A 17233-nucleotide genomic window follows, 5' to 3' on the forward strand; every position below is an offset into this window, starting at 1 on the left:
CTCTTGCAAGGGCATGGGCACGCCTTGCGGAGGAGATTATCATGAGTGTCGCTTTTCGCCGCGAGAGCGACGAGGAACATCTGGAGCCCACATTCGAGATACCGATCCCGCCCGGCCCCAATTGGGTGACGCAGCGAGGATTGCGGCTGACGCGCGAGAAGGTGGAGGCGCTTGAAGCGATCGATACCGCGGCGATGAGCGAGGATGATGCGAAGAAGCATAAGCGCGAGCTGCGCTACTGGCGCACGCGGCTGGCCACAGCGGATTTGAGGCCCGTTGCGGATGGCGACGCGGTGAGCTTTGGCGTGCGCGTTACCTACCGGCTCAACGGCCAGAAAAAGACCGTCTCGATCGTGGGGGACGACGAAGCCAACCCCAATGAGAAGCGGATCAGCTTTTCCTCCCCGCTAGCCCGCGCGATGATGGATGCCGAAGCGGGGGAGCAGCTGGATTTCGGTGGAAAAGCCGATGCAGTGGAAATCCTGTCGGTCGAGCCGATCAAGGAGGATTGAAGCGCACGTGGGCGCAGAGACATTGCTCTGCGCCCATGGACAAGATGATAGATCAGCCGTTCCGGCCAGCCTCGAACAGGAACCAGGCGCGTTCTTCCGCCTGATCGGTCCAGTCGTCGACAATGCCTTCCGTCGCGTTGTCGCCAGCCTCGGTGGCGGCGGCCTTCGCGGCACGCAGCGATTCGACGAGGCGCAGATTATCTTCCCGCAGTTCATTCAGCATGTCGGCGGGATTCACATATTCCGCATCATTGTCCTTGAGGGACTGGCGGCGGGCAATGTCGCCGATCGAGCGGAGCGTCGTATTCCCGGTCTTGCGCACGCGTTCGGCAATGGCGTCGGTTACGGCCAGGATCTGCGCCGCCTGCTCATCGAACATCAGGTGGTAATCGCGAAAATGCGGGCCTGAGACATGCCAGTGGAAGTTCTTGGTCTTGAAATAGAGCGCATAGCTATCCGCGAGCACGCCGTTGAGCGCTTCGGCCACGGACTTGGTGGCGTTGCTGCGCAGGTCGGTGGGAGTCTTGAGATCGGGGGCTGTCATGTCTTGCTCCTGGCTCGGTGAAATGATTTCGCGGGTATAATGATCTGATGGCGATAAGGTGCCATGGCAAGACGGGAATTACCCGTGGAAATGATCGCTTAGACTGATCCAGGCAATCGATCAGCGGCAGCCGGTCAGGCGAGTTGCAAAGCCAGGACGGCGAGTGTCAGGGCGACGATCAGCATCAGTGAGGCGACGCTCACGCGGATGGCTCTGATCGGCCCCGCAGGCAACATCCGTTCCCGCAGCAGCACGACGGGAACAAGCGCGGCCATAACGCCCAGCGTTCCGCCGACCGCTGCCAGGACCGGCTCTGCGGTGCGGGTCGCCAGCCCCACGATCAGGAATTGGGAACCATCACCAAAGCCGAGAATGAAGAGACCCAGGGCGGCCGTCAGGAAAGGGCCTGTCGGCCAATCGGCAAGCGGGTCCGGCGCTTTCACCCGCCATAGCAGGCCCACGCCCAGGAAAAGCACGGCCAGCGCCAGAAACAGCAGGCGCGCGTCCGCGCTCAGCATCGGCGCGAGGAAGGCACCCGCAACGGCGGCTATGGCCGCGTTGGCGGATGCAGCCAGCATGATCCCGGCGATGATCGCGCCGTCACGCCGAAAACGGGTCGCCAGGGCCAGCACCAGCAGTTGGTTTTTGTCACCTATTTCAGCCAGGAAGCATCCGAGCAGCGCGGTCAGCAATGCATCCACGGTCAGCGGCGGCTATCAGAGGGAAAGCGTCGGTGCAGACACCGCTAGGGATGCCGGAACAGGCATGGGCAACTGCGGCGCATCAGCCATTTCCGTGGCGATCGCGTCGCGCATCAGATCGAGATAGGACAAGATGACTGGCCCCGTACCCTGCAGCGACAAAGCCGATTGCAGCGTGTCGGCAAGGCCTTCGACGCTGTCGATATGGTAGGCGCGGGCGACATGGCGGATCTGGTCGACTTCGTCGCGCAAGCTCGGGAGGCTAACCTGACCACGCTGGCCCGCAAGGCCGTCGACGCGGCGTAGCATGTCGGCGAGAATGGCCAGCATCGGATCGTGTCGCATGGGAAGCTTTCCCCCTGTCCTGTTGCTCCGATGACTAGATGCACCGGAACCGGTTAAGGCCGCGTAAAGTCTAGCATGCAGCCTGCCCCGCTGCCACGCGCGTATTGACATTATCCCGAATCTCCCTCATGGGCGGCTGCTGAAACGGGGCGGCCCTTCACGGGGCCGCTTCTCTTTTTCACGATATTCACGACCAGGAACCAGGGCCATGGCCAAGCCAGCAACTGTCAAGATTCGCCTCGTCAGCTCGGCTGACACCGGCTTCTTCTACGTCACGAAGAAGAATCCGCGCACGAAGACCGAGAAGCTGAGCTTCCGTAAATATGACCCTGTCGTGCGCAAGCATGTCGAGTTCAAGGAAGCCAAGATCAAGTGATCTGACGGCGGGTTTGCCCGCCTGGGTCGATTGACGGCTCAATGAAAAGGCCCGTCCCCTTGTGGGAGCGGGCCTTTCCTTGTTCGCTGGGGACGTTTCGGTAGGCCGCGGGCCGAAAAGAGGAGGGGCGTGTATCCCCCTCCTCTCTTGGCGAAGCTGATCAGTTGCCGACGGGCTGACCATCCGTGCGCGTCACGACGATGGTCGAGGAGCGGGGCTGCTGACCCGCCACCGGCCAATTGCCCGTGGGATGCTGGATGTTGACGAAGAAGGTCTTGAGGTCCGGCGTGTAGGCTATGCCGGTGATCTCGCATCCCAGAGGCCCGACCAGGAAGCGCTTTGACTGCTTGCTGGTCTGATCGACATAGAACATCGCGTTATGGCCGAAGGCCTGATCAATGGTCGTGCCGGTGACGCCGGAATTGCCAGGGACGCTGTGATCGGTCTGTACCCAAAGGCGGCCTTGCGGATCGATGCGGATGCCATCGGGGCTGGAGAAGGTATCGCCCTTGATGTCGCCCACCAGGTTCTGGCCGCCCGAAGAGAGCTTGGGATCGCCCGCCAGCAGGAAGATTTCCCAGGTGAAGGTCATCGCCAGCGGCGAATTGTCCTTTTCCTTGAACTTGATGATGTGGCCGTGAAGGTTGCGCGTGCGCGGGTTGGCCGCATCGGTGACCTGACGGCCGCTATTGTTGGTCAGCGTGCAATAGATCGCGCTGTTGTCAGGCGCGACGGTCAGCCATTCGGGACGATCCATCACGGTGCCGCCAGCAACGCGCGCCGCCGCCTTGGTGTTGATCAGCACGTCAGACTGGCTGTTGAAGTTGACGATGACCGGCGCAGGCGGCGTCGTGCTCTGGCTGACATTGCCGGGGTCCGACGCGCCGGGCAGCAGGCCGTTCTGACCCTGCTCCAGCGCCCGCCATTCACCCGTACCGTCCGCGTTGAAGCGCGCGACGTACAGGGTGCCATGATCAAGCATGTCGGTGTTGGCCGCGCGGTTCGTCGCGCTGTAGGGTCGGTCGCACACGAATTTGTAGATGCAGCCGGGCGTGCCGTCGTCGCCCATGTAGAATGCAACGCGACGGCTGCTGTCCGTCATGTGCGCGACATTTTCATGATCGAAGCGGCCAAGCCCGGTGCGCTTTGTCGGCGCGGCCAGTTCCTGGTAGGGATCGATCTCGACAACCCAGCCATAATTATTCTGCGGCTGCGTCGGGTCGAGATAATTGTCCGTCGATTCCTCGCAGGTCAGATAGGTGCCCCATGGGGTGCGGCCCGACGAGCAGTTGTTCAGCATGCCCTTGATCGTGCCCGACAGCAGGCCTGACCCCCGGCCGCTCGCCTTGTAGCTGCTGTTGCCGGTGTAGCGCTTGTTATAGCGCGAACCCGCCTTCACCGCCCATTTGCCATCCGAACCCTTGGCGACTTCAACAACGGAGATGCCGACGCCGGAAAGGGCAAGAGCCTTCTGATCCGCGCTGGCCGTCGCTGCATTATAGCTGCCGGAAAAGAGGATGTTGTAGTCAGGCAACTCATGGTTGATGGCGAGCAGCCCGCCGACATTGGGGTCCACGCCCGAAAGTTCGAAATATTCCATCCCGTCATGGTTGCCACCAGCCCATTTTTCCGCGTCGGCAGGGGTTGGGAAGCTGCCCGAATAGGGCGTGCCTGCTTCGACCGAGTCACCAGCCTTCAGCATGACATCCACGGTGTAGCCGTTAGGCACCGTGACGGTGTCATTCTGATTTGCGGCAACCGGTGCAAAGGCGATGGCGTAGCTGGGCGCGGGGGCCGGAGTCGGCGTAGGGCTGGGCGTGGGGCTCGGCGACGCGGAATCATCGTCATCATCTCCGCAGGCAGCCAAAGCGCCCATCATCGGCAGAAGGGAAAGGCCGAGCAGGCCGTTTTTCAACACCGAGCGGCGGCCGGGATTGGCGGCGACGATCGCCTCCAGGCAATTGTCGCCCGCTTCGATCCTGGGTTCTGCATCGCGAAATGGCGCACGCGCCTCGTCGGTGAGGTGAGACATGATTTTACCCTGTTCCAGATCGGACTGTCGGCGGGATGCCGCGTCCTTGAGCCGGAGGCTTGGCAGAGGCGCATGTAACCGGCGCTTCACTTCAGGGTCAGGGGCGTGAAATCTCCGTTACGATCAGATGACGACGGCGCCAGCACGTCACAGCAGGGCGTTCACCTGTTCGATGAAGCGCAAGACGGAGATGGGTTTGGACACATAAGCCTGCGCTCCTGCAGCCCTCAGCCGGTCTTCATCCCCTTTCCCGGCATAGGCGGTCACCGCCATGACCGGAACGGCAGCAAGCCGTGGATCGCGCTTTAGCGAGACGATGAGGTCGAGGCCACTGACATGAGGCAGATGGATATCGGTGATGACGAGGTCCGGGCGAAACTCCAGCGCCTGCACCACCACATCGCGCCCGTCACGCAGCGGCAACACTTCATGACCATGGGCGCGCAGCAGGTCGCAAAAAAGTTTGAGATTGAGTTCGTTGTCCTCGACAACGAGCACGCGCTTTGCCACCAGTCACCCGCGTTAAATGAATGCGCATTCGAAAAGCGCGCTGATACAACCGCCCCTTGCCGAGAATCAATCATGCGTCCCGATAGCCCCGATAGCAAGCGACTTGGCCTGGCCGATGACGAAGACGCCTCGACGCTTGCCCTGATGGCGCTGGCCTGGACGCTGGGCGACGAACAGCGCGCGGATCGGCTGCTCGCGCTCACAGGGCTGGATGCCGATGCGCTGCGGGCCGGGATCAACGACAAGATGGTGTTGCGAGCGGTGCTGGACTTTCTGGCTGATCATGAGCCGGACCTGATCGCCTGCGCCGACGCGATCGATACGACGGCCGAGAAGCTGATCACCGCGCGGCGGGAGCTGGGCCGATGAGCCGCCCGCTGATCATCACCGACTGCGACGAAGTGCTGCTGCACATGGTCGTCCCGTTTCGCGAGTGGCTGGACGAACATCATGACGTTCATTTCGACATGCGCGAACGCGGCTTTGCGGAGGCGCTGCGCCACAAGGACAGCGGCATCCCGCTGGAGCGTGAGCTTGTCTGGCAATTGCTGGTCGGCTTCTTCGATACCGAGATGCATCGCCAGATGCCGATCGCCGGGGCAGTCGAAGCGATCGGCAGGCTGGCCCGCGTCGCCGACATCGTCGTCCTCACCAACATCGGCGAGCGGCATCATCAGCAGCGGGTGGAGCAGCTGGCCTCCCATGGACTGGATTTTCCGGTCCATTGGAATCACGGACCAAAGGGCGCTCCTCTGGCCGCGATCGTCGCCGAGAGGCAGCCTTCGGCGGCCCTTTTCATTGACGATCTCGCTGAACATCATCAATCGGTTGCGGAACATGCACCCGGCGTCTGGCGGCTGCATATGGTCGGCGAACCGGAAATCGCGGCGGATATCGATGCCGCGTCTTTCGCGCATGCCAGGATCGATGGCTGGGCAGCGGCCGAGACGTGGATCAATGAGCGGCTGGCCGAAGGGCCTGCGCCTTCCAATCTTCAATCCCAGATGGAGTCTAAGAAATGAGCGTTGAAGCCCGCCTTGCCGAACTCGGTATCACGCTGCCGGAAGCCGCCGCGCCGGTCGCAGCCTATGTCGCAGCCGTGGAAGCCAACGGCCTGCTCCACATTTCCGGCCAGATTTCCCTTTCGGAAGGGCAATTGATGACGGGCCGCCTCGGCGAAGATCGCGAGCTTGATTATGGCGTCAAGGCTGCGCGGGCCTGCGGGCTTAACCTCATCGCGCAGATGAAGGCCGCGCTCGGCAGCCTGGATCGTGTTGAGCGGATCGTGAAGCTGGGCGCGTTCATCAGCAGCGCCCCGGGCTTCACCGACCAGCCGAAGGTGGCGAACGGCGCGTCGGAATTGATGGTCGAGGTGTTCGGCGAGGCAGGCAAACATGCCCGCAGCGCCGTAGGCGTGCCGGTACTGCCGCTCGGCGCGGTTGTCGAGATCGACGCGGTCGTCCTTGTCCGGCCTGCGGCCTGATCTTTCCTTCCTGACAGCCCGCCCCTTCGCCCATCGCGGGCTGCATGGGGCGGGCGCCAGTGAAAACGGCATGGCCGCATTCAACGCGGCCATCGCGCAGGGATATGGCGCCGAATGTGACGTCCGGCTGAGCCGGGATGGCGTCGCGATGGTTTTCCACGATGCGGCGCTATCCCGGGTGACGGGGGTCGAGGGGGTCGTTGCCGAGCGAAGTGCCGCCCAGCTGGGACAACTGAAGCTGGAAGACGGCGGCGGCATTCCCCGGCTGAACACATTGCTGCAAGCATGCGGGCAGGCCGTTCCGCTGCTGATCGAACTCAAGGTGATGGGCCGCAATGTCGCGCCCCTTTGCGCCGCAGTGGCCAGTGATCTGGCGAAGCACCCCGGCGCGCTCGCCGCCGTCATGTCCTTCAACCCGATCGCCATGCGCTGGTTCGCCCGCAACATGCCGCAGGCCGTGCGCGGACTGGTGGTGACGGAACAGGGCCAGCCGGGCTGGCGGGGAGCGGCACGGCGCGGCCTTGCACTTTGGGTGGCGAGACCCGACTTTATCGCCTGTGACGTGCGTGATCTTCCTTCCCGTTTTGCTGCCGAGGCGCGCGAGCGCGGGTTGCCCGTGTTGAGCTGGACAGTGCGCACCAAGTCAGAACATGTCGTGGCGGCGGCGCATGCAGACCAGATTATCTTCGAGGTCCCGCGTGACTGAATGCGTGGTGCGGATGGCTGGCGGCGTTGCGGAATTGCCGCGCGAAGAGTGGGATGCCTGCGCCGGGACCGCCAACCCCTTCATGAGCTGGGACTTTCTCGCCGCGCTCGAGCGGTCGGGCAGTGTCGGCACGGGAACGGGCTGGCAGCCTCTGCCCATGCTGATCGATGGTGCAGACGGGCGGATTGCCGCGGCCGCGCCGCTCTATGGCAAGACGCACAGCCAAGGCGAATATGTGTTCGATCATGGTTGGGCGGATGCGTGGGAACGGGCGGGTGGACAATATTATCCCAAGATCCAGCTTGCCGCGCCCTTCTCTCCAGTGGCGGGCCCTCGTTTGCTGCTCCGCGATCCGGCTCTCGCCCCGGCGCTGATCGCAGGCATAGAAACACTGGTCGAACGCAATGATCTCTCGTCCGCCCACGCGACCTTTGTCGAAACGGCACAGGTTCCATTGTTCGAAGCGGCAGGCTGGCTGATCCGTGAAGATAGTCAGTTCCACTGGATCAATCGCGGCTATGGCGATTTCGACGATTTCCTCGCCAGCCTGTCGAGTGCGAAGAGGAAGAATATCCGCAAGGAACGGGCTCGCGCGGTCGAAGGGCTGGAGATCGTTCATCTGACCGGCGGCGACATTGGCGAAGAGCATTGGGACGCCTTCTGGCACTTTTACCAGGATACCGGATCGCGCAAATGGGGGCGGCCCTATCTGACGCGCGACTTTTTTTCGATGCTGGGCGAAAGCATGGCCGATCGGGTGCTGCTGATGCTGGCGATGCGCAATGACAGGCCGATCGCGGGCGCGCTGAACCTGATTGGCGAAGACGCGCTATATGGCCGCTACTGGGGGTGCGTTGAGGACGTGCCCAACCTGCATTTCGAGCTATGCTATTATCAGGCGATCGACGTTGCCATCGCGCGCGGGCTGGCGCGAGTGGAAGCCGGCGCGCAAGGAGGCCATAAGCTGGCGCGGGGATATGGGCCTGAACCCACCTATTCGGCGCATTTCCTGCCGAACGCATCTTTCCGCCGGGCGGTCGCCGATTTCCTCACCGCCGAGCGCGCGGGCGTGCAGAACGACCGCATCTGGCTTGCCGAACGAGCGCCGTTCCGCAAGCAAGGTTAAAGGATCAGGCGGCGCGGAGTTGGCTGGCGGCGATCCAGGCCCGCGCCTGGCGCTGCGCTTCGGCGATTTCGCGCGCGGTCATTTCCTCGGCGATTTCGGCACGCATGGCCTGCCCCTCCTCGCTGCCGCGCGAGGCCGCCAGATTGAACCATTTATGCGCTTCGATCAGATCGACGGGCATGCCGCCGGTGCCACAGCTATAGGCGACACCAAGCTCGAAACATTCTTCAGCCGATTGCCAGCCTGTGGCCGGGCGGCGGCTCTCCATCAGAAACTGAGCGTTCTTCAGACTATTGGCCATGACCGAATCCCCCTGTGGATTTCGACATAATGGTTTTCGACAGGCGGCACGGTGCACCGGCAGGGGATAAAAAATGGTTAACGCAGATTGGCGGGATGAAACGGCAACCGCCGGAAACAGTGGAGTAGCAAGGTTAATGCGGCTAATTGCCCGATCTATCGCTGGCATCGCCGCGTCATTGACTTCATAGCCGCGCGATGACCAACCCTTCCTCTCCGGTCGCCGTTCGACAATCGCAAAAGGATATCGGATTTCGCGAATTCGTGGTGCTGAGCGCCTGTCTGATGGCAATGAATGCGCTGTCGACCGACCCCATGTTGCCTGCTCTGCCGGAGATCGGCAGCGACCTTGGGGTCGCCAACGCCAATGACCGGCAGCTCATCATCAGCATCTATTTCCTGGGGCTCGGCGCAGGATCGCTGCTGTTCGGCATCCTGTCCGACCGGTTTGGGCGCAAGAAGGTGATGGGCGGCGCGCTGGTGCTGTTTGTGCTCTCCACCATCGCATGCGCCGCCGCGCAAAGCTTTTCCCTGCTGCTGATCGGCCGCGCTGCAGCCGGCTTCTTTGCAGGCGCAAGCCGCGTGATTGCGGTCGGCATCATCCGGGACCGGTTCAAGGGCGATGCCATGGCGAAGGTCATGTCGCTGATCCTGGCGGTGTTCATGTTGATACCCGTGGTAGCGCCGAGCTTTGGGCAGGCAATTCTCTGGTTCGCGCCATGGCGGTGGATTTTCTGGATTCTCGCTATCCAGGCCGCGCTCATCCTGATCTGGATGGTCGTCCGCATGCCCGAGACGCTGGCGCCGGAAAACAGGCTGCGCATGAGCCCGTCGACGATCTTTCGCACTATTGGCTCCGTCCTCACCAACCGCAGTGCTGCGGGATATATGCTGGCGAGCGGCGTGGTGATGAGCGGGCTAATCGGCTTCATCCTGTCGGTGCAGCAGATATTCTTCGACATTTTCAACGCCAGGTCATTTTTCCCCATCGCCTTCGCGGTGATGGCAGGAAGCATGGGCGTCGGCAGTCTGCTGAACAGCCGGCTCGTGTCGCGATTTGGCGCGCGGCGGTTGAGCCAGGGCGCGGTGATTTCCATGATCGTGACGAGCGCTATTCACCTAGGCGTGATCGCGTCCGGCCATGAAAATATGATCAGCTTCATGGTTTTTCAGTCGGCCACGATGATGGCGGTCGCCTTCACCGCTTCCAACTTCGGTGCGATTTCGATGGAGCCATTCGCCAAGGGAGCGGGCGCAGCCTCTTCCTTTCAGGCTTTTTTGACGACAGCGCTGTCCAGCGCCTTGGGCAGCATCGTTGGCCGCGCCTTCGACGGTACGACACTGCCGCTGACGTTAGGCATGCTGATATTCGGTGTCGCGGCGCTGCTGATCGTCGCCTTTGCCGAGCGGGGGAAGCTTTTCACGCGCCCGCGCCATGATGCGCTTCGCGAAGTGGAGTTCGACACCGTTCATTGAAAAAGAGGCGGCGGATGGGACCGCCGCCTCGTTGAATACCCTCAGGCTTCCCGCCCGCCCGGAGTTGGAGCACCGGGCAATGGTGGCACTGGCTGCGGCGGGACATCGGCATCCTGCTCGTGCGTCTCCACCAGGCCGCGCGCCACATGGCTCTTGCGATAGCCGTAGAGGAAGTAGAGCAGCAGCCCGACTCCGCCCCACACCGGCAGCACCAGCTGGGCATCCACCGGCAGGTTGAAGAAGAGGAAGAGGCAGCCGACGGACGCCATGGGCGCGATAAACCAAACGACCGGAGTCCGGAAAGGACGGTGACGATGAGGATCGCGCACCCGCAGTACCAGGACGGCGATCGACACCATGAAGAAGGCGAAAAGCGTGCCCGAATTGGAGATGTCCGCCAACTGGCCCACCGGCAGAAGCGCCGCGCCAATGGCGACGAAAATGCCGGTCACGATCGTGACGATGTGCGGCGTCTTGAAGCGCGGATGAATGCTGGCGAGCTTTTCCGGCAACAAACCGTCGCGGGCCATCACGAAGAAGATGCGCGTCTGGCCGAACATCATCATCAAGATGACAGAGGGAAGCGCCAGGTTGGCAGCCAGCCCCAGCGCGTTGCCGACTACCGTCCAGTTGATGGACCGCAGCACATGCGCCAGCGCCTCATTGGAGCAGACCAGATCGCCCGCATGCGCAGCCGTAGCGCAGGCTTGGGCGAAACCGGCCGAACCCGGGGCGACGACTGATCCATCCAGTCCCAGCACCGGCTGGGCACCGATGGCGCCGATCGCACCTGCAGCAACGAGAAGATAGAAGATGGTGCAGAGCGCAAGGCTGCCGATCAGGCCGATCGGAACGTTGCGCTGCGGATTTTTGGTTTCTTCCGCAGCCGTCGACACAGCGTCGAAGCCCACATAGGCAAAGAAGATGGACGCCGCCGCTCCGACGATGCCCATCCCGCTCGTCCCTTCAGGTCCGAACCAGCCATTAGGTGCGAAGGGCGAGAAGTTTCCTGTGTCGAGAGCGGGCAGCGTCAGTGCGATGAAAGCGGTAAGCGCGGCGACCTTGATCGCGACCAGAACCGCATTGACCCGCGCGCTTTCGGTGGTGCCGATCACCAGCAGGGCCGTCACCGCCAGCGCGACGACGATCGCCGGGATATTGATGACCCCATGCGAAAAATCGGCATGCGGAATGAACCCGTTCATGCTCCAGGCGGGGCCCGCAGACAGTGCCTGCGGTAACTCCAACCCCGTCACGCTTTTCATGAGGCCCATGAAATAGCCGGACCAACCCACGGAAACCGCGCTCGCTGCAACGGCGTATTCGAGGATCAAGGCCCAGCCCACCATCCAGGCGAGCAATTCACCGACCACCGCGTAGGTGTAGGTGTAGGCCGACCCCGATACCGGCACCATGGACGCGATTTCCGAATAGCAGAGCGCTGCAAAGGCACAGACGGCCCCCGCAATGACGAAGCTCCACATCATTCCCGGTCCCGCCTTTTGCGCGGCGGCGGCAGTCAAAACGAAAATGCCGGTGCCAATGATGGCCCCGACACCCAGAAGCGTTAGCTGTATTGGTCCCAACGTCCGGACCAGGGACTTTTTTTCCGCTGTCGCCAATATGGCGTCCAATGGCTTGATGCGCCCGAAAATCATGCGTGGAACCCTCAGCTATATTTTGTCCCCGAACGGCCTTTGGACCGATCGCTTATGTCGTTGGGTGAAGACTATCGCCTAATGTGGCGCGCGCAAGTATGTTGCGCGGCCTCGGCACATTTGTCCAAAGGAGTCATTGATGATCGAATTGCTGCGCGCTGCCAGCCTGTCGGATGTGCCGCACGGCTTTGCGGGACGGCGTGGCGGTGTATCGACCGGGGTACACGCGGGGTTGAATGTCGGCCTTGGTTCGGCGGATGAACGACAGGCAGTCCTTCACAATCGGGACCTGGCAAGGGACGCCCTGCTACCCGGCGCGGCATTGGTCACGGTGCGGCAGGTCCATTCGGCGGACGTAGTGACGGTGACCGGCCCGATCGACGAAGCCGAACGTCCGGCTGCCGATGCGATGGTGACGGACCGTCCCGGGCTGATATTGGGGATTTTGACCGCAGACTGCGTTCCGGTGTTGCTCGCCGACAGGAAAGCAGGTGTCGTCGGAGCAGCGCACGCTGGCTGGAAGGGGGCGATCGCGGGTGTCACGGACAACACGCTCGCCTCGATGGAAAAGCTCGGCGCCCGGCGCGACCAGATCAGTGCTGCGATCGGGCCGTGCATCGGCCGTACTTCCTATGAAGTTACCAGCGACTTCGCCCGCCATTTCGAAGAGCAGGACGCGGAAAACAGTCGCTTCTTTTCAACAGGGCGCGAAGGCCATTGCCAGTTCGACATCGCGGCCTATGTAGCGGCCCGCCTCGCTATCGCGGGAGTTGGAAGGGTCGAGATGTTGGACGAGGATACCTATAGCCAGCCCGACCGCTTCTATAGCTATCGCCGGTCCTGCCATCGGGACGAAGCAAGCTATGGGCGACAAATCTCGATGATCGCGGTCGGCTGAGGCCGCGCCACCGTCAGGTTGGTCAGCCCGGCGGCAATCCCGGGTCTATGCCCGTCAGTTCGATCGAAAGGTCCCAAAGCCGTCGCGCGTCTTCAGCATTGGCCGCCCGCTGCTCGATCCCTGCGGGCCCCGACACGCCCCGCATCTCCCATAGCCCTTGCGGGCCGAAATAGTCGCCACCTTCGGCATGGGGATCTGTGGCCGCTTGAAGCGTTGGCCAGGCTGCCGCGGCCACGGGGTTGAAGAGCGGCCGCACGACCGGAAGCACGGGCTTGGTCCAGGCCGGAAGGTGCCGCATCAGCTCGGTCAGGGACACACCGGGGTGGCAACCGATCGCGCTCACGGGCGCGTGCGCAGCGCGCAACCGCCGGTCCAGTTCCTGGACGAACAGCAGGTTGGCCAATTTGCTTTGCCCATAATATTGCGTGGCATTGTATGTGTTATCAGCGTTCCAATCATCCCACAGTATCTGGCCGCGGCGATGCGCAATGCTTGAGGTAACCACCACACGCGCGCCCGCAGTCTCACGTAGCTTCGGCAGCAGCAGGACGGTTAGGGCAAAAGTGCCAAGATGATTGACGCCGAATTGAAGCTCAAACCCCTGAGCCGTGCGCGAGAGTGGCGGGATCATCACCCCTGCATTGTTGACGAGAACATCCAACCGGGGTTCGGCCACCACTCTTTCGGCCGCAGCCCGAACGCTTGCCAGATCAGCCTGATCCAACAGGATCAGCTCCAGTTCGGCGTCCGGCTTTGCCGCCTTGATTTGCGCAAGCGCTTCCGAACCCCGTCGCGCATCACGGCATGCGAGTAGAACGCGCGCCCCTTTCGATGCCAAGGCTTTGGCCGCTTCGAACCCAATCCCGGTATTGGCTCCGGTAACCAGAAAGGTGCGTCCGCTTTGATCCGGCACTTGGGCATCGGTAAAGGCCACAACAATTCCCCCACTACGCTTCGAACCAGCATTTTGTGGAGAGTTCCGTTTGTGAAGGCAAGGCGGGTCCACGCATCTGAATGATCGGCGGCAATCTCAGATTGCAATCGGGCAGTCAGTTGCCTTGGGCAGCATCTGATGGTGCGGTAAAGAAGCATTGGAGATGAATGCTTCGGGCTTTCCGTTCCCTGGGCCGTAGTAGCAGCTCTAATGGGGTTTCTATTGCACGTCCTAATCAGTCCGGCCGTAAGAAAAGTCCTCGTCAGGAGGCGATGAGAGCAAGAACCTTCAGGATGCGGTGATCGACCGCGAAGACTTGTAGAGCGGCGTATCCATCGCCGACGTCACCCTCAGCGATCCCCGCGCTTTATCCCTGTTCCGCAGCGATTTTGAACAGGTCCTGCTAGTCAGCGCATTTCTCACTCACCGGAGTGATGAATAGCGTCCGGGGCTGTCGATAGCCTAGGCTCAGGACTCGTTGATCACAGCCAGAAGAGCACGGTGGCTGCGAGAGCGAGGGCGGAGAAGAAGACGGTTGGGCAGCGGTCGTAGCGGGTTGCCACACGGCGCCAGTCTTTCAGGCGACCAAACATGATCTCGATGCGGTTTCGGCGTTTGTATCGGCGCTTGTCGTATTTGACGGGAAAAGAACGGGATTTCCGGCCCGGAATGCAAGGCGTGATGCCCTTTTGTTCGAGCGCATCCCTGAACCATTCGGCGTCATAGCCCCGGTCAGCCAGCATCCACTGCGCCTTGGGTAGATCATCGAGCAGGGCTGCCGCGCCGGTGTAATCGCTGATTTGTCCTGCCGTGATGAAGAAGCTCAAAGGGCGGCCGTTGGCATCGGTGACGGCGTGAAGCTTGGTATTCATGCCGCCCTTGGTCCGCCCGATCAGGCGGCCGAGGCCCCCTTTTTTACCCCAAGGCTGGAAGCCGTGCGGTGGGCCTTGAGATAGGTAGCATCGATCATGACGGTCTGGGGATCGGCTCTCTGGGCAGACAGCCCCTCCATCATCCGGCCAAACACGCCCATCTCGCCCCACCGTTTCCAGCGGTTGTAGAGCGTCTTGTGCGGACCGTATTCCCTGGGCGCATCACGCCAGCGCAGCCCGTTGCGGTTGACGAAGATGATCCCGCTCAGCACGCGCCGGTCATCGACCCGGGGCTTGCCGTGGCTCTTGGGAAAATAGGGCGAAAGACGCGCCATCTGCTCGTCCGTCAGCCAATACAGGTCGCTCATGCTCAGTCTCCTCGCGGAGCCTGAATCACATCGCCCTCAGCCAATCAATGGGTCCTGAGCCTAGCTACGTGCCACAACCACCCGAACTGCGGAACACCCTCAGATATTATGTGATGCGGGCAATCGCATGCACCGCGAGCTCCTCGGCAGATGTCGCGCCTTTTATTTGCACGATGCCATTCTGCGGTCCGCTACATTCTTATCCACATAGTTGGTCATCTGCTAAAGGGACGGCTATCCCGCCTTGGCCGCGGTGATGATGATTTCTACCTTATAGTCCGGATGGTACAGCTTTACCTCTCCGGTCGCACGGGCTGGAGCCGGAAAGCCAGCGATCCATGTGTCCCATGCCTGATTCATTTCCTCGAAGTCATTGATATCCGCGAGCCAAATCTGCGCCATCAACAAATGGTTCTTGTCGCTTCCAGTCTGTTTCAGCAAAGCATCGATCTCGGCAAGTGCAGCTTGCGTCTGCAAGCCAACGCTTTCCCCAGGCGCGCCGATCTGGCCAGCCAAGTAAATGGTGTCGCCATGAACGACAGCCTCGCTCATGCGCGGCCCTGTATCGATGCGGGTGATGGTCATGGCGAGAGGGTTCCTTTTAAATCGTTACAGCGAGGCGACAGCGCCGTCAGATGGCCAAGATGTGCGCTCAGCCGATGTGGCAACCAATCACTTGCCTTAGCTCGCATGCCTCCGTCTACCCCCGAACTCCCTACTGGCCGCAGCATGATGATGCATGATGCGGACCTTAAGCGGGAATTACTTGGAAATGGCGGTCGGCGTCGGAACCGGCTCTTCTGCGTCCGTAACTGTTTCACGGCCAATCGCATTGAGTGCTGCATCACCTCTTCATCAAGGATCATGCCCGCCTGTTCGCCGGGACGCGCAACCGTGAGGTCACATAAATCAGGGGCAGACCATTAATCGGATAGATTGCGAAGGGTCGTCTTCTGGTGATGGAGAATTGGTGAATGTGTCTCCCAATCTCTTTCGCGGGCTTCCCTCAGCCTCACGCTGATGAAGCTGCTATCGAAGTCGGACATGGAGAAAGCGGCTTTTCCAGTCCGGTGGGCTCGATCGGCTTCGGAGAAGCCGATCGCCGAGATCCTGCAGCATCCGATGTTGGTCCAGAAGTTCGGCGACAAGATCGGCGCGCTGCTCGATAACCCTCAATGGTGAGGCCACTCGGGGTGGAAGCCGCAACCTCTTGGAGGATTTATCGGAAGGTTTGCGGTCTCTGGGAGACGCAGCGATGACAGTTCCAGTGACGAAGGCACCGCCGCACTGCCCCCGCAGGTCGAGAGCGTGGCGATGTATGCTGATGGCGCCAATGGACCCGAGGCGGAAGTCGTTGCGAAGGTGGCGGATCTGGCGGCCTATGCCCTAAACGCGAACGCCGCCCTGTGGGGCGGCGCCTCAGGTTTATGCTGTTGGTTGCGGGAGCAGGATTTGAACCTGCGACCTTCAGGTTATGAGCCTGACGAGCTACCGGGCTGCTCCATCCCGCGCCACCAAAGGTAAAAGGGCGGCTTTATGGGCCGCCCTTTTATGAACTATGTGAATGGGTTTTGTTGTTTCAAAGCGCGAGCTTCAATGCCTGGCGACGCCCTACTCTTCCGGGGCTTGAGCCACAGTACCATCGGCGCAGACTGGTTTCACGGCCGAGTTCGGGATGGGATCGGGTGGGTCACAGACGCTATGGTCACCAAGCAATGAAGCTTGCGCTTTGGGTATTAATCGATGCCGTGCACTTTGGGTATTTGAGTATCTGGCTTGAGGTGATCACCACATCGCCGACGCTGCTTTCCAGCATTGTCATTGATGGTGGGACTCTCAGGCGCGATCAGAGCAATTAGGACCGGTTAGCTCCATATGTTACCACACTTCTACATCCGGCCTATCAAGGTCGTGGTCTACGACCGCTCGAAGAAATCTTATCTTGAGGGAGGCTTCCCGCTTAGATGCTTTCAGCGGTTATCCCGTCCATACATAGCTACCCTGCTGCGCCCTTGGCAGGACGACAGGTACACCAGAGGTATGTTCAACCCGGTCCTCTCGTACTAGGGTCAACTCCTCTCAAATTTCGACGCCCACGGCAGATAGGGACCAAACTGTCTCGCGACGTTCTGAACCCAGCTCACGTACCACTTTAATTGGCGAACAGCCAAACCCTTGGGACCTGCTCCAGCCCCAGGATGTGATGAGCCGACATCGAGGTGCCAAACGATTCCGTCGATATGAGCTCTTGGGAATCATCAGCCTGTTATCCCCGGCGTACCTTTTATCCGTTGAGCGATGGCCCTTCCACGAGGGACCACCGGATCACTATGACCGACTTTCGTCTCTGCTCGACTTGTCAGTCTCGCAGTCAGGCGGGCTTATGCCATTG

At 61.3% G+C, this 17233-nt stretch carries 20 protein-coding genes, 1 tRNA gene and 2 rRNA genes (1 of these 23 only partly in view); 10 read left to right on the forward strand and 13 right to left on the reverse strand.

Annotated elements, in window-relative coordinates:
- The first annotated feature begins 41 nt into the window (after nucleotides 1-41).
- A complete protein-coding gene (locus tag ACYU8T_RS11200; RefSeq protein ID WP_247230052.1) occupies nucleotides 42-512 on the forward strand; it encodes a GreA/GreB family elongation factor in 471 nt (156 codons plus the stop codon).
- Between the two features lie 52 nt (nucleotides 513-564).
- Here ACYU8T_RS11200 and ACYU8T_RS11205 read toward each other — a convergent pair whose 3' ends face one another.
- From ACYU8T_RS11205 to ACYU8T_RS11215, 3 genes are all read right to left on the reverse strand, one after another.
- Entirely contained in the window at nucleotides 565-1056 is a 492-nt protein-coding gene (locus ACYU8T_RS11205) for a Dps family protein (protein WP_097092599.1), read from the reverse strand.
- Nucleotides 1057-1190: 134 nt separating this feature from the next.
- Entirely contained in the window at nucleotides 1191-1757 is a 567-nt protein-coding gene (locus tag ACYU8T_RS11210) for a TMEM165/GDT1 family protein (protein WP_461159479.1), read from the reverse strand.
- 15 nt (nucleotides 1758-1772) lie between these two features.
- Nucleotides 1773-2102, reverse strand: coding sequence for a hypothetical protein (locus ACYU8T_RS11215; protein WP_097092601.1), 330 nt, complete (start codon nucleotides 2100-2102; stop codon nucleotides 1773-1775).
- A gap of 208 nt (nucleotides 2103-2310) precedes the next feature.
- Here ACYU8T_RS11215 and rpmG point away from each other — a divergent pair, with 208 nt between their 5' ends.
- Nucleotides 2311-2478, forward strand: a complete 168-nt coding sequence (gene rpmG, locus ACYU8T_RS11220) for a 50S ribosomal protein L33 (RefSeq protein WP_007687342.1) — start codon at nucleotides 2311-2313, stop codon at nucleotides 2476-2478.
- Between the two features lie 160 nt (nucleotides 2479-2638).
- Here rpmG and ACYU8T_RS11225 read toward each other — a convergent pair whose 3' ends face one another.
- Both ACYU8T_RS11225 and ACYU8T_RS11230 read right to left on the reverse strand, forming a co-directional pair.
- On the reverse strand, nucleotides 2639-4510 hold the full coding sequence (locus tag ACYU8T_RS11225; protein ID WP_461159480.1) for a PhoX family protein: 1872 nt from the start codon (nucleotides 4508-4510) through the stop codon (nucleotides 2639-2641).
- Nucleotides 4511-4657: 147 nt separating this feature from the next.
- Nucleotides 4658-5020 carry a response regulator gene (locus tag ACYU8T_RS11230; protein ID WP_176502242.1) on the reverse strand — a complete coding sequence of 121 codons (363 nt, stop codon included), beginning with the start codon at nucleotides 5018-5020 and terminating at the stop codon, nucleotides 4658-4660.
- 72 nt (nucleotides 5021-5092) lie between these two features.
- Here ACYU8T_RS11230 and ACYU8T_RS11235 point away from each other — a divergent pair, with 72 nt between their 5' ends.
- From ACYU8T_RS11235 to ACYU8T_RS11255, 5 genes are all read left to right on the forward strand, one after another.
- Nucleotides 5093-5389: a DUF3572 domain-containing protein gene (locus ACYU8T_RS11235; protein ID WP_461159481.1), complete on the forward strand. Its 297-nt coding sequence runs from the start codon at nucleotides 5093-5095 to the stop codon at nucleotides 5387-5389.
- Nucleotides 5386-6042 carry an HAD family hydrolase gene (locus tag ACYU8T_RS11240; protein ID WP_461159482.1) on the forward strand — a complete coding sequence of 219 codons (657 nt, stop codon included), beginning with the start codon at nucleotides 5386-5388 and terminating at the stop codon, nucleotides 6040-6042. Before ACYU8T_RS11235 ends, ACYU8T_RS11240 begins: the two co-directional genes overlap by 4 nt.
- Complete coding sequence (locus ACYU8T_RS11245; RefSeq protein ID WP_247230062.1) at nucleotides 6039-6503, forward strand: RidA family protein; 465 nt, start codon at nucleotides 6039-6041, stop codon at nucleotides 6501-6503. The genes ACYU8T_RS11240 and ACYU8T_RS11245 overlap by 4 nt, the downstream gene beginning before the upstream one ends.
- A gap of 70 nt (nucleotides 6504-6573) precedes the next feature.
- On the forward strand, nucleotides 6574-7209 hold the full coding sequence (locus ACYU8T_RS11250) for a glycerophosphodiester phosphodiesterase family protein (RefSeq protein WP_461159483.1): 636 nt from the start codon (nucleotides 6574-6576) through the stop codon (nucleotides 7207-7209).
- Nucleotides 7202-8335, forward strand: coding sequence for a GNAT family N-acetyltransferase (locus tag ACYU8T_RS11255; protein WP_461159484.1), 1134 nt, complete (start codon nucleotides 7202-7204; stop codon nucleotides 8333-8335). Before ACYU8T_RS11250 ends, ACYU8T_RS11255 begins: the two co-directional genes overlap by 8 nt.
- Nucleotides 8336-8339: 4 nt before the next feature.
- Here the strand turns inward: ACYU8T_RS11255 and ACYU8T_RS11260 are convergent, their stop codons facing one another.
- Nucleotides 8340-8636, reverse strand: coding sequence for an SEL1-like repeat protein (locus tag ACYU8T_RS11260; protein ID WP_201515904.1), 297 nt, complete (start codon nucleotides 8634-8636; stop codon nucleotides 8340-8342).
- A gap of 197 nt (nucleotides 8637-8833) precedes the next feature.
- Here ACYU8T_RS11260 and ACYU8T_RS11265 point away from each other — a divergent pair, with 197 nt between their 5' ends.
- Nucleotides 8834-10111 (forward strand): multidrug effflux MFS transporter, encoded by a 1278-nt coding sequence (locus tag ACYU8T_RS11265; RefSeq protein WP_461159485.1) that lies wholly within the window; start codon nucleotides 8834-8836, stop codon nucleotides 10109-10111.
- Nucleotides 10112-10152: 41 nt separating this feature from the next.
- Here ACYU8T_RS11265 and ACYU8T_RS11270 read toward each other — a convergent pair whose 3' ends face one another.
- Complete coding sequence (locus ACYU8T_RS11270; RefSeq protein WP_247230070.1) at nucleotides 10153-11769, reverse strand: amino acid permease; 1617 nt, start codon at nucleotides 11767-11769, stop codon at nucleotides 10153-10155.
- A gap of 139 nt (nucleotides 11770-11908) precedes the next feature.
- On the opposite strand from ACYU8T_RS11270, the gene pgeF reads away from it, so the two are divergent.
- Nucleotides 11909-12667 carry a peptidoglycan editing factor PgeF gene (pgeF, locus tag ACYU8T_RS11275; RefSeq protein WP_247230072.1) on the forward strand — a complete coding sequence of 253 codons (759 nt, stop codon included), beginning with the start codon at nucleotides 11909-11911 and terminating at the stop codon, nucleotides 12665-12667.
- 22 nt (nucleotides 12668-12689) lie between these two features.
- Here pgeF and ACYU8T_RS11280 read toward each other — a convergent pair whose 3' ends face one another.
- The 3 genes from ACYU8T_RS11280 to ACYU8T_RS11290 form a co-directional block, all read right to left on the reverse strand.
- Complete coding sequence (locus ACYU8T_RS11280; protein WP_461159486.1) at nucleotides 12690-13601, reverse strand: oxidoreductase; 912 nt, start codon at nucleotides 13599-13601, stop codon at nucleotides 12690-12692.
- A 482-nt stretch (nucleotides 13602-14083) separates the two neighbouring features.
- Nucleotides 14084-14841 (reverse strand): IS5 family transposase gene (locus ACYU8T_RS11285; RefSeq protein ID WP_461159136.1). Its coding sequence is split into 2 segments (ribosomal slippage): nucleotides 14084-14520 and nucleotides 14520-14841, totalling 759 coding nucleotides; the frame shifts between segments, so codons are not numbered across the junction.
- Nucleotides 14842-15075: 234 nt separating this feature from the next.
- Nucleotides 15076-15426 carry a RidA family protein gene (locus ACYU8T_RS11290; RefSeq protein WP_097092611.1) on the reverse strand — a complete coding sequence of 117 codons (351 nt, stop codon included), beginning with the start codon at nucleotides 15424-15426 and terminating at the stop codon, nucleotides 15076-15078.
- Between the two features lie 435 nt (nucleotides 15427-15861).
- Here ACYU8T_RS11290 and ACYU8T_RS11295 point away from each other — a divergent pair, with 435 nt between their 5' ends.
- On the forward strand, nucleotides 15862-16023 hold the full coding sequence (locus ACYU8T_RS11295; RefSeq protein WP_461159487.1) for a hypothetical protein: 162 nt from the start codon (nucleotides 15862-15864) through the stop codon (nucleotides 16021-16023).
- Between the two features lie 252 nt (nucleotides 16024-16275).
- Here ACYU8T_RS11295 and ACYU8T_RS11300 read toward each other — a convergent pair.
- The 3 genes from ACYU8T_RS11300 to ACYU8T_RS11310 all read right to left on the reverse strand — a co-directional run.
- Nucleotides 16276-16352: transfer RNA gene (locus ACYU8T_RS11300), tRNA-Met, on the reverse strand.
- A gap of 87 nt (nucleotides 16353-16439) precedes the next feature.
- Nucleotides 16440-16554: ribosomal RNA gene (gene rrf / locus ACYU8T_RS11305) — 5S ribosomal RNA — on the reverse strand.
- A 122-nt stretch (nucleotides 16555-16676) separates the two neighbouring features.
- Nucleotides 16677-17233 (reverse strand): 23S ribosomal RNA (locus ACYU8T_RS11310) (it continues 2241 nt past the right edge of the window).

This window comes from Sphingobium sp. TomMM35A (genome assembly GCF_054771735.1).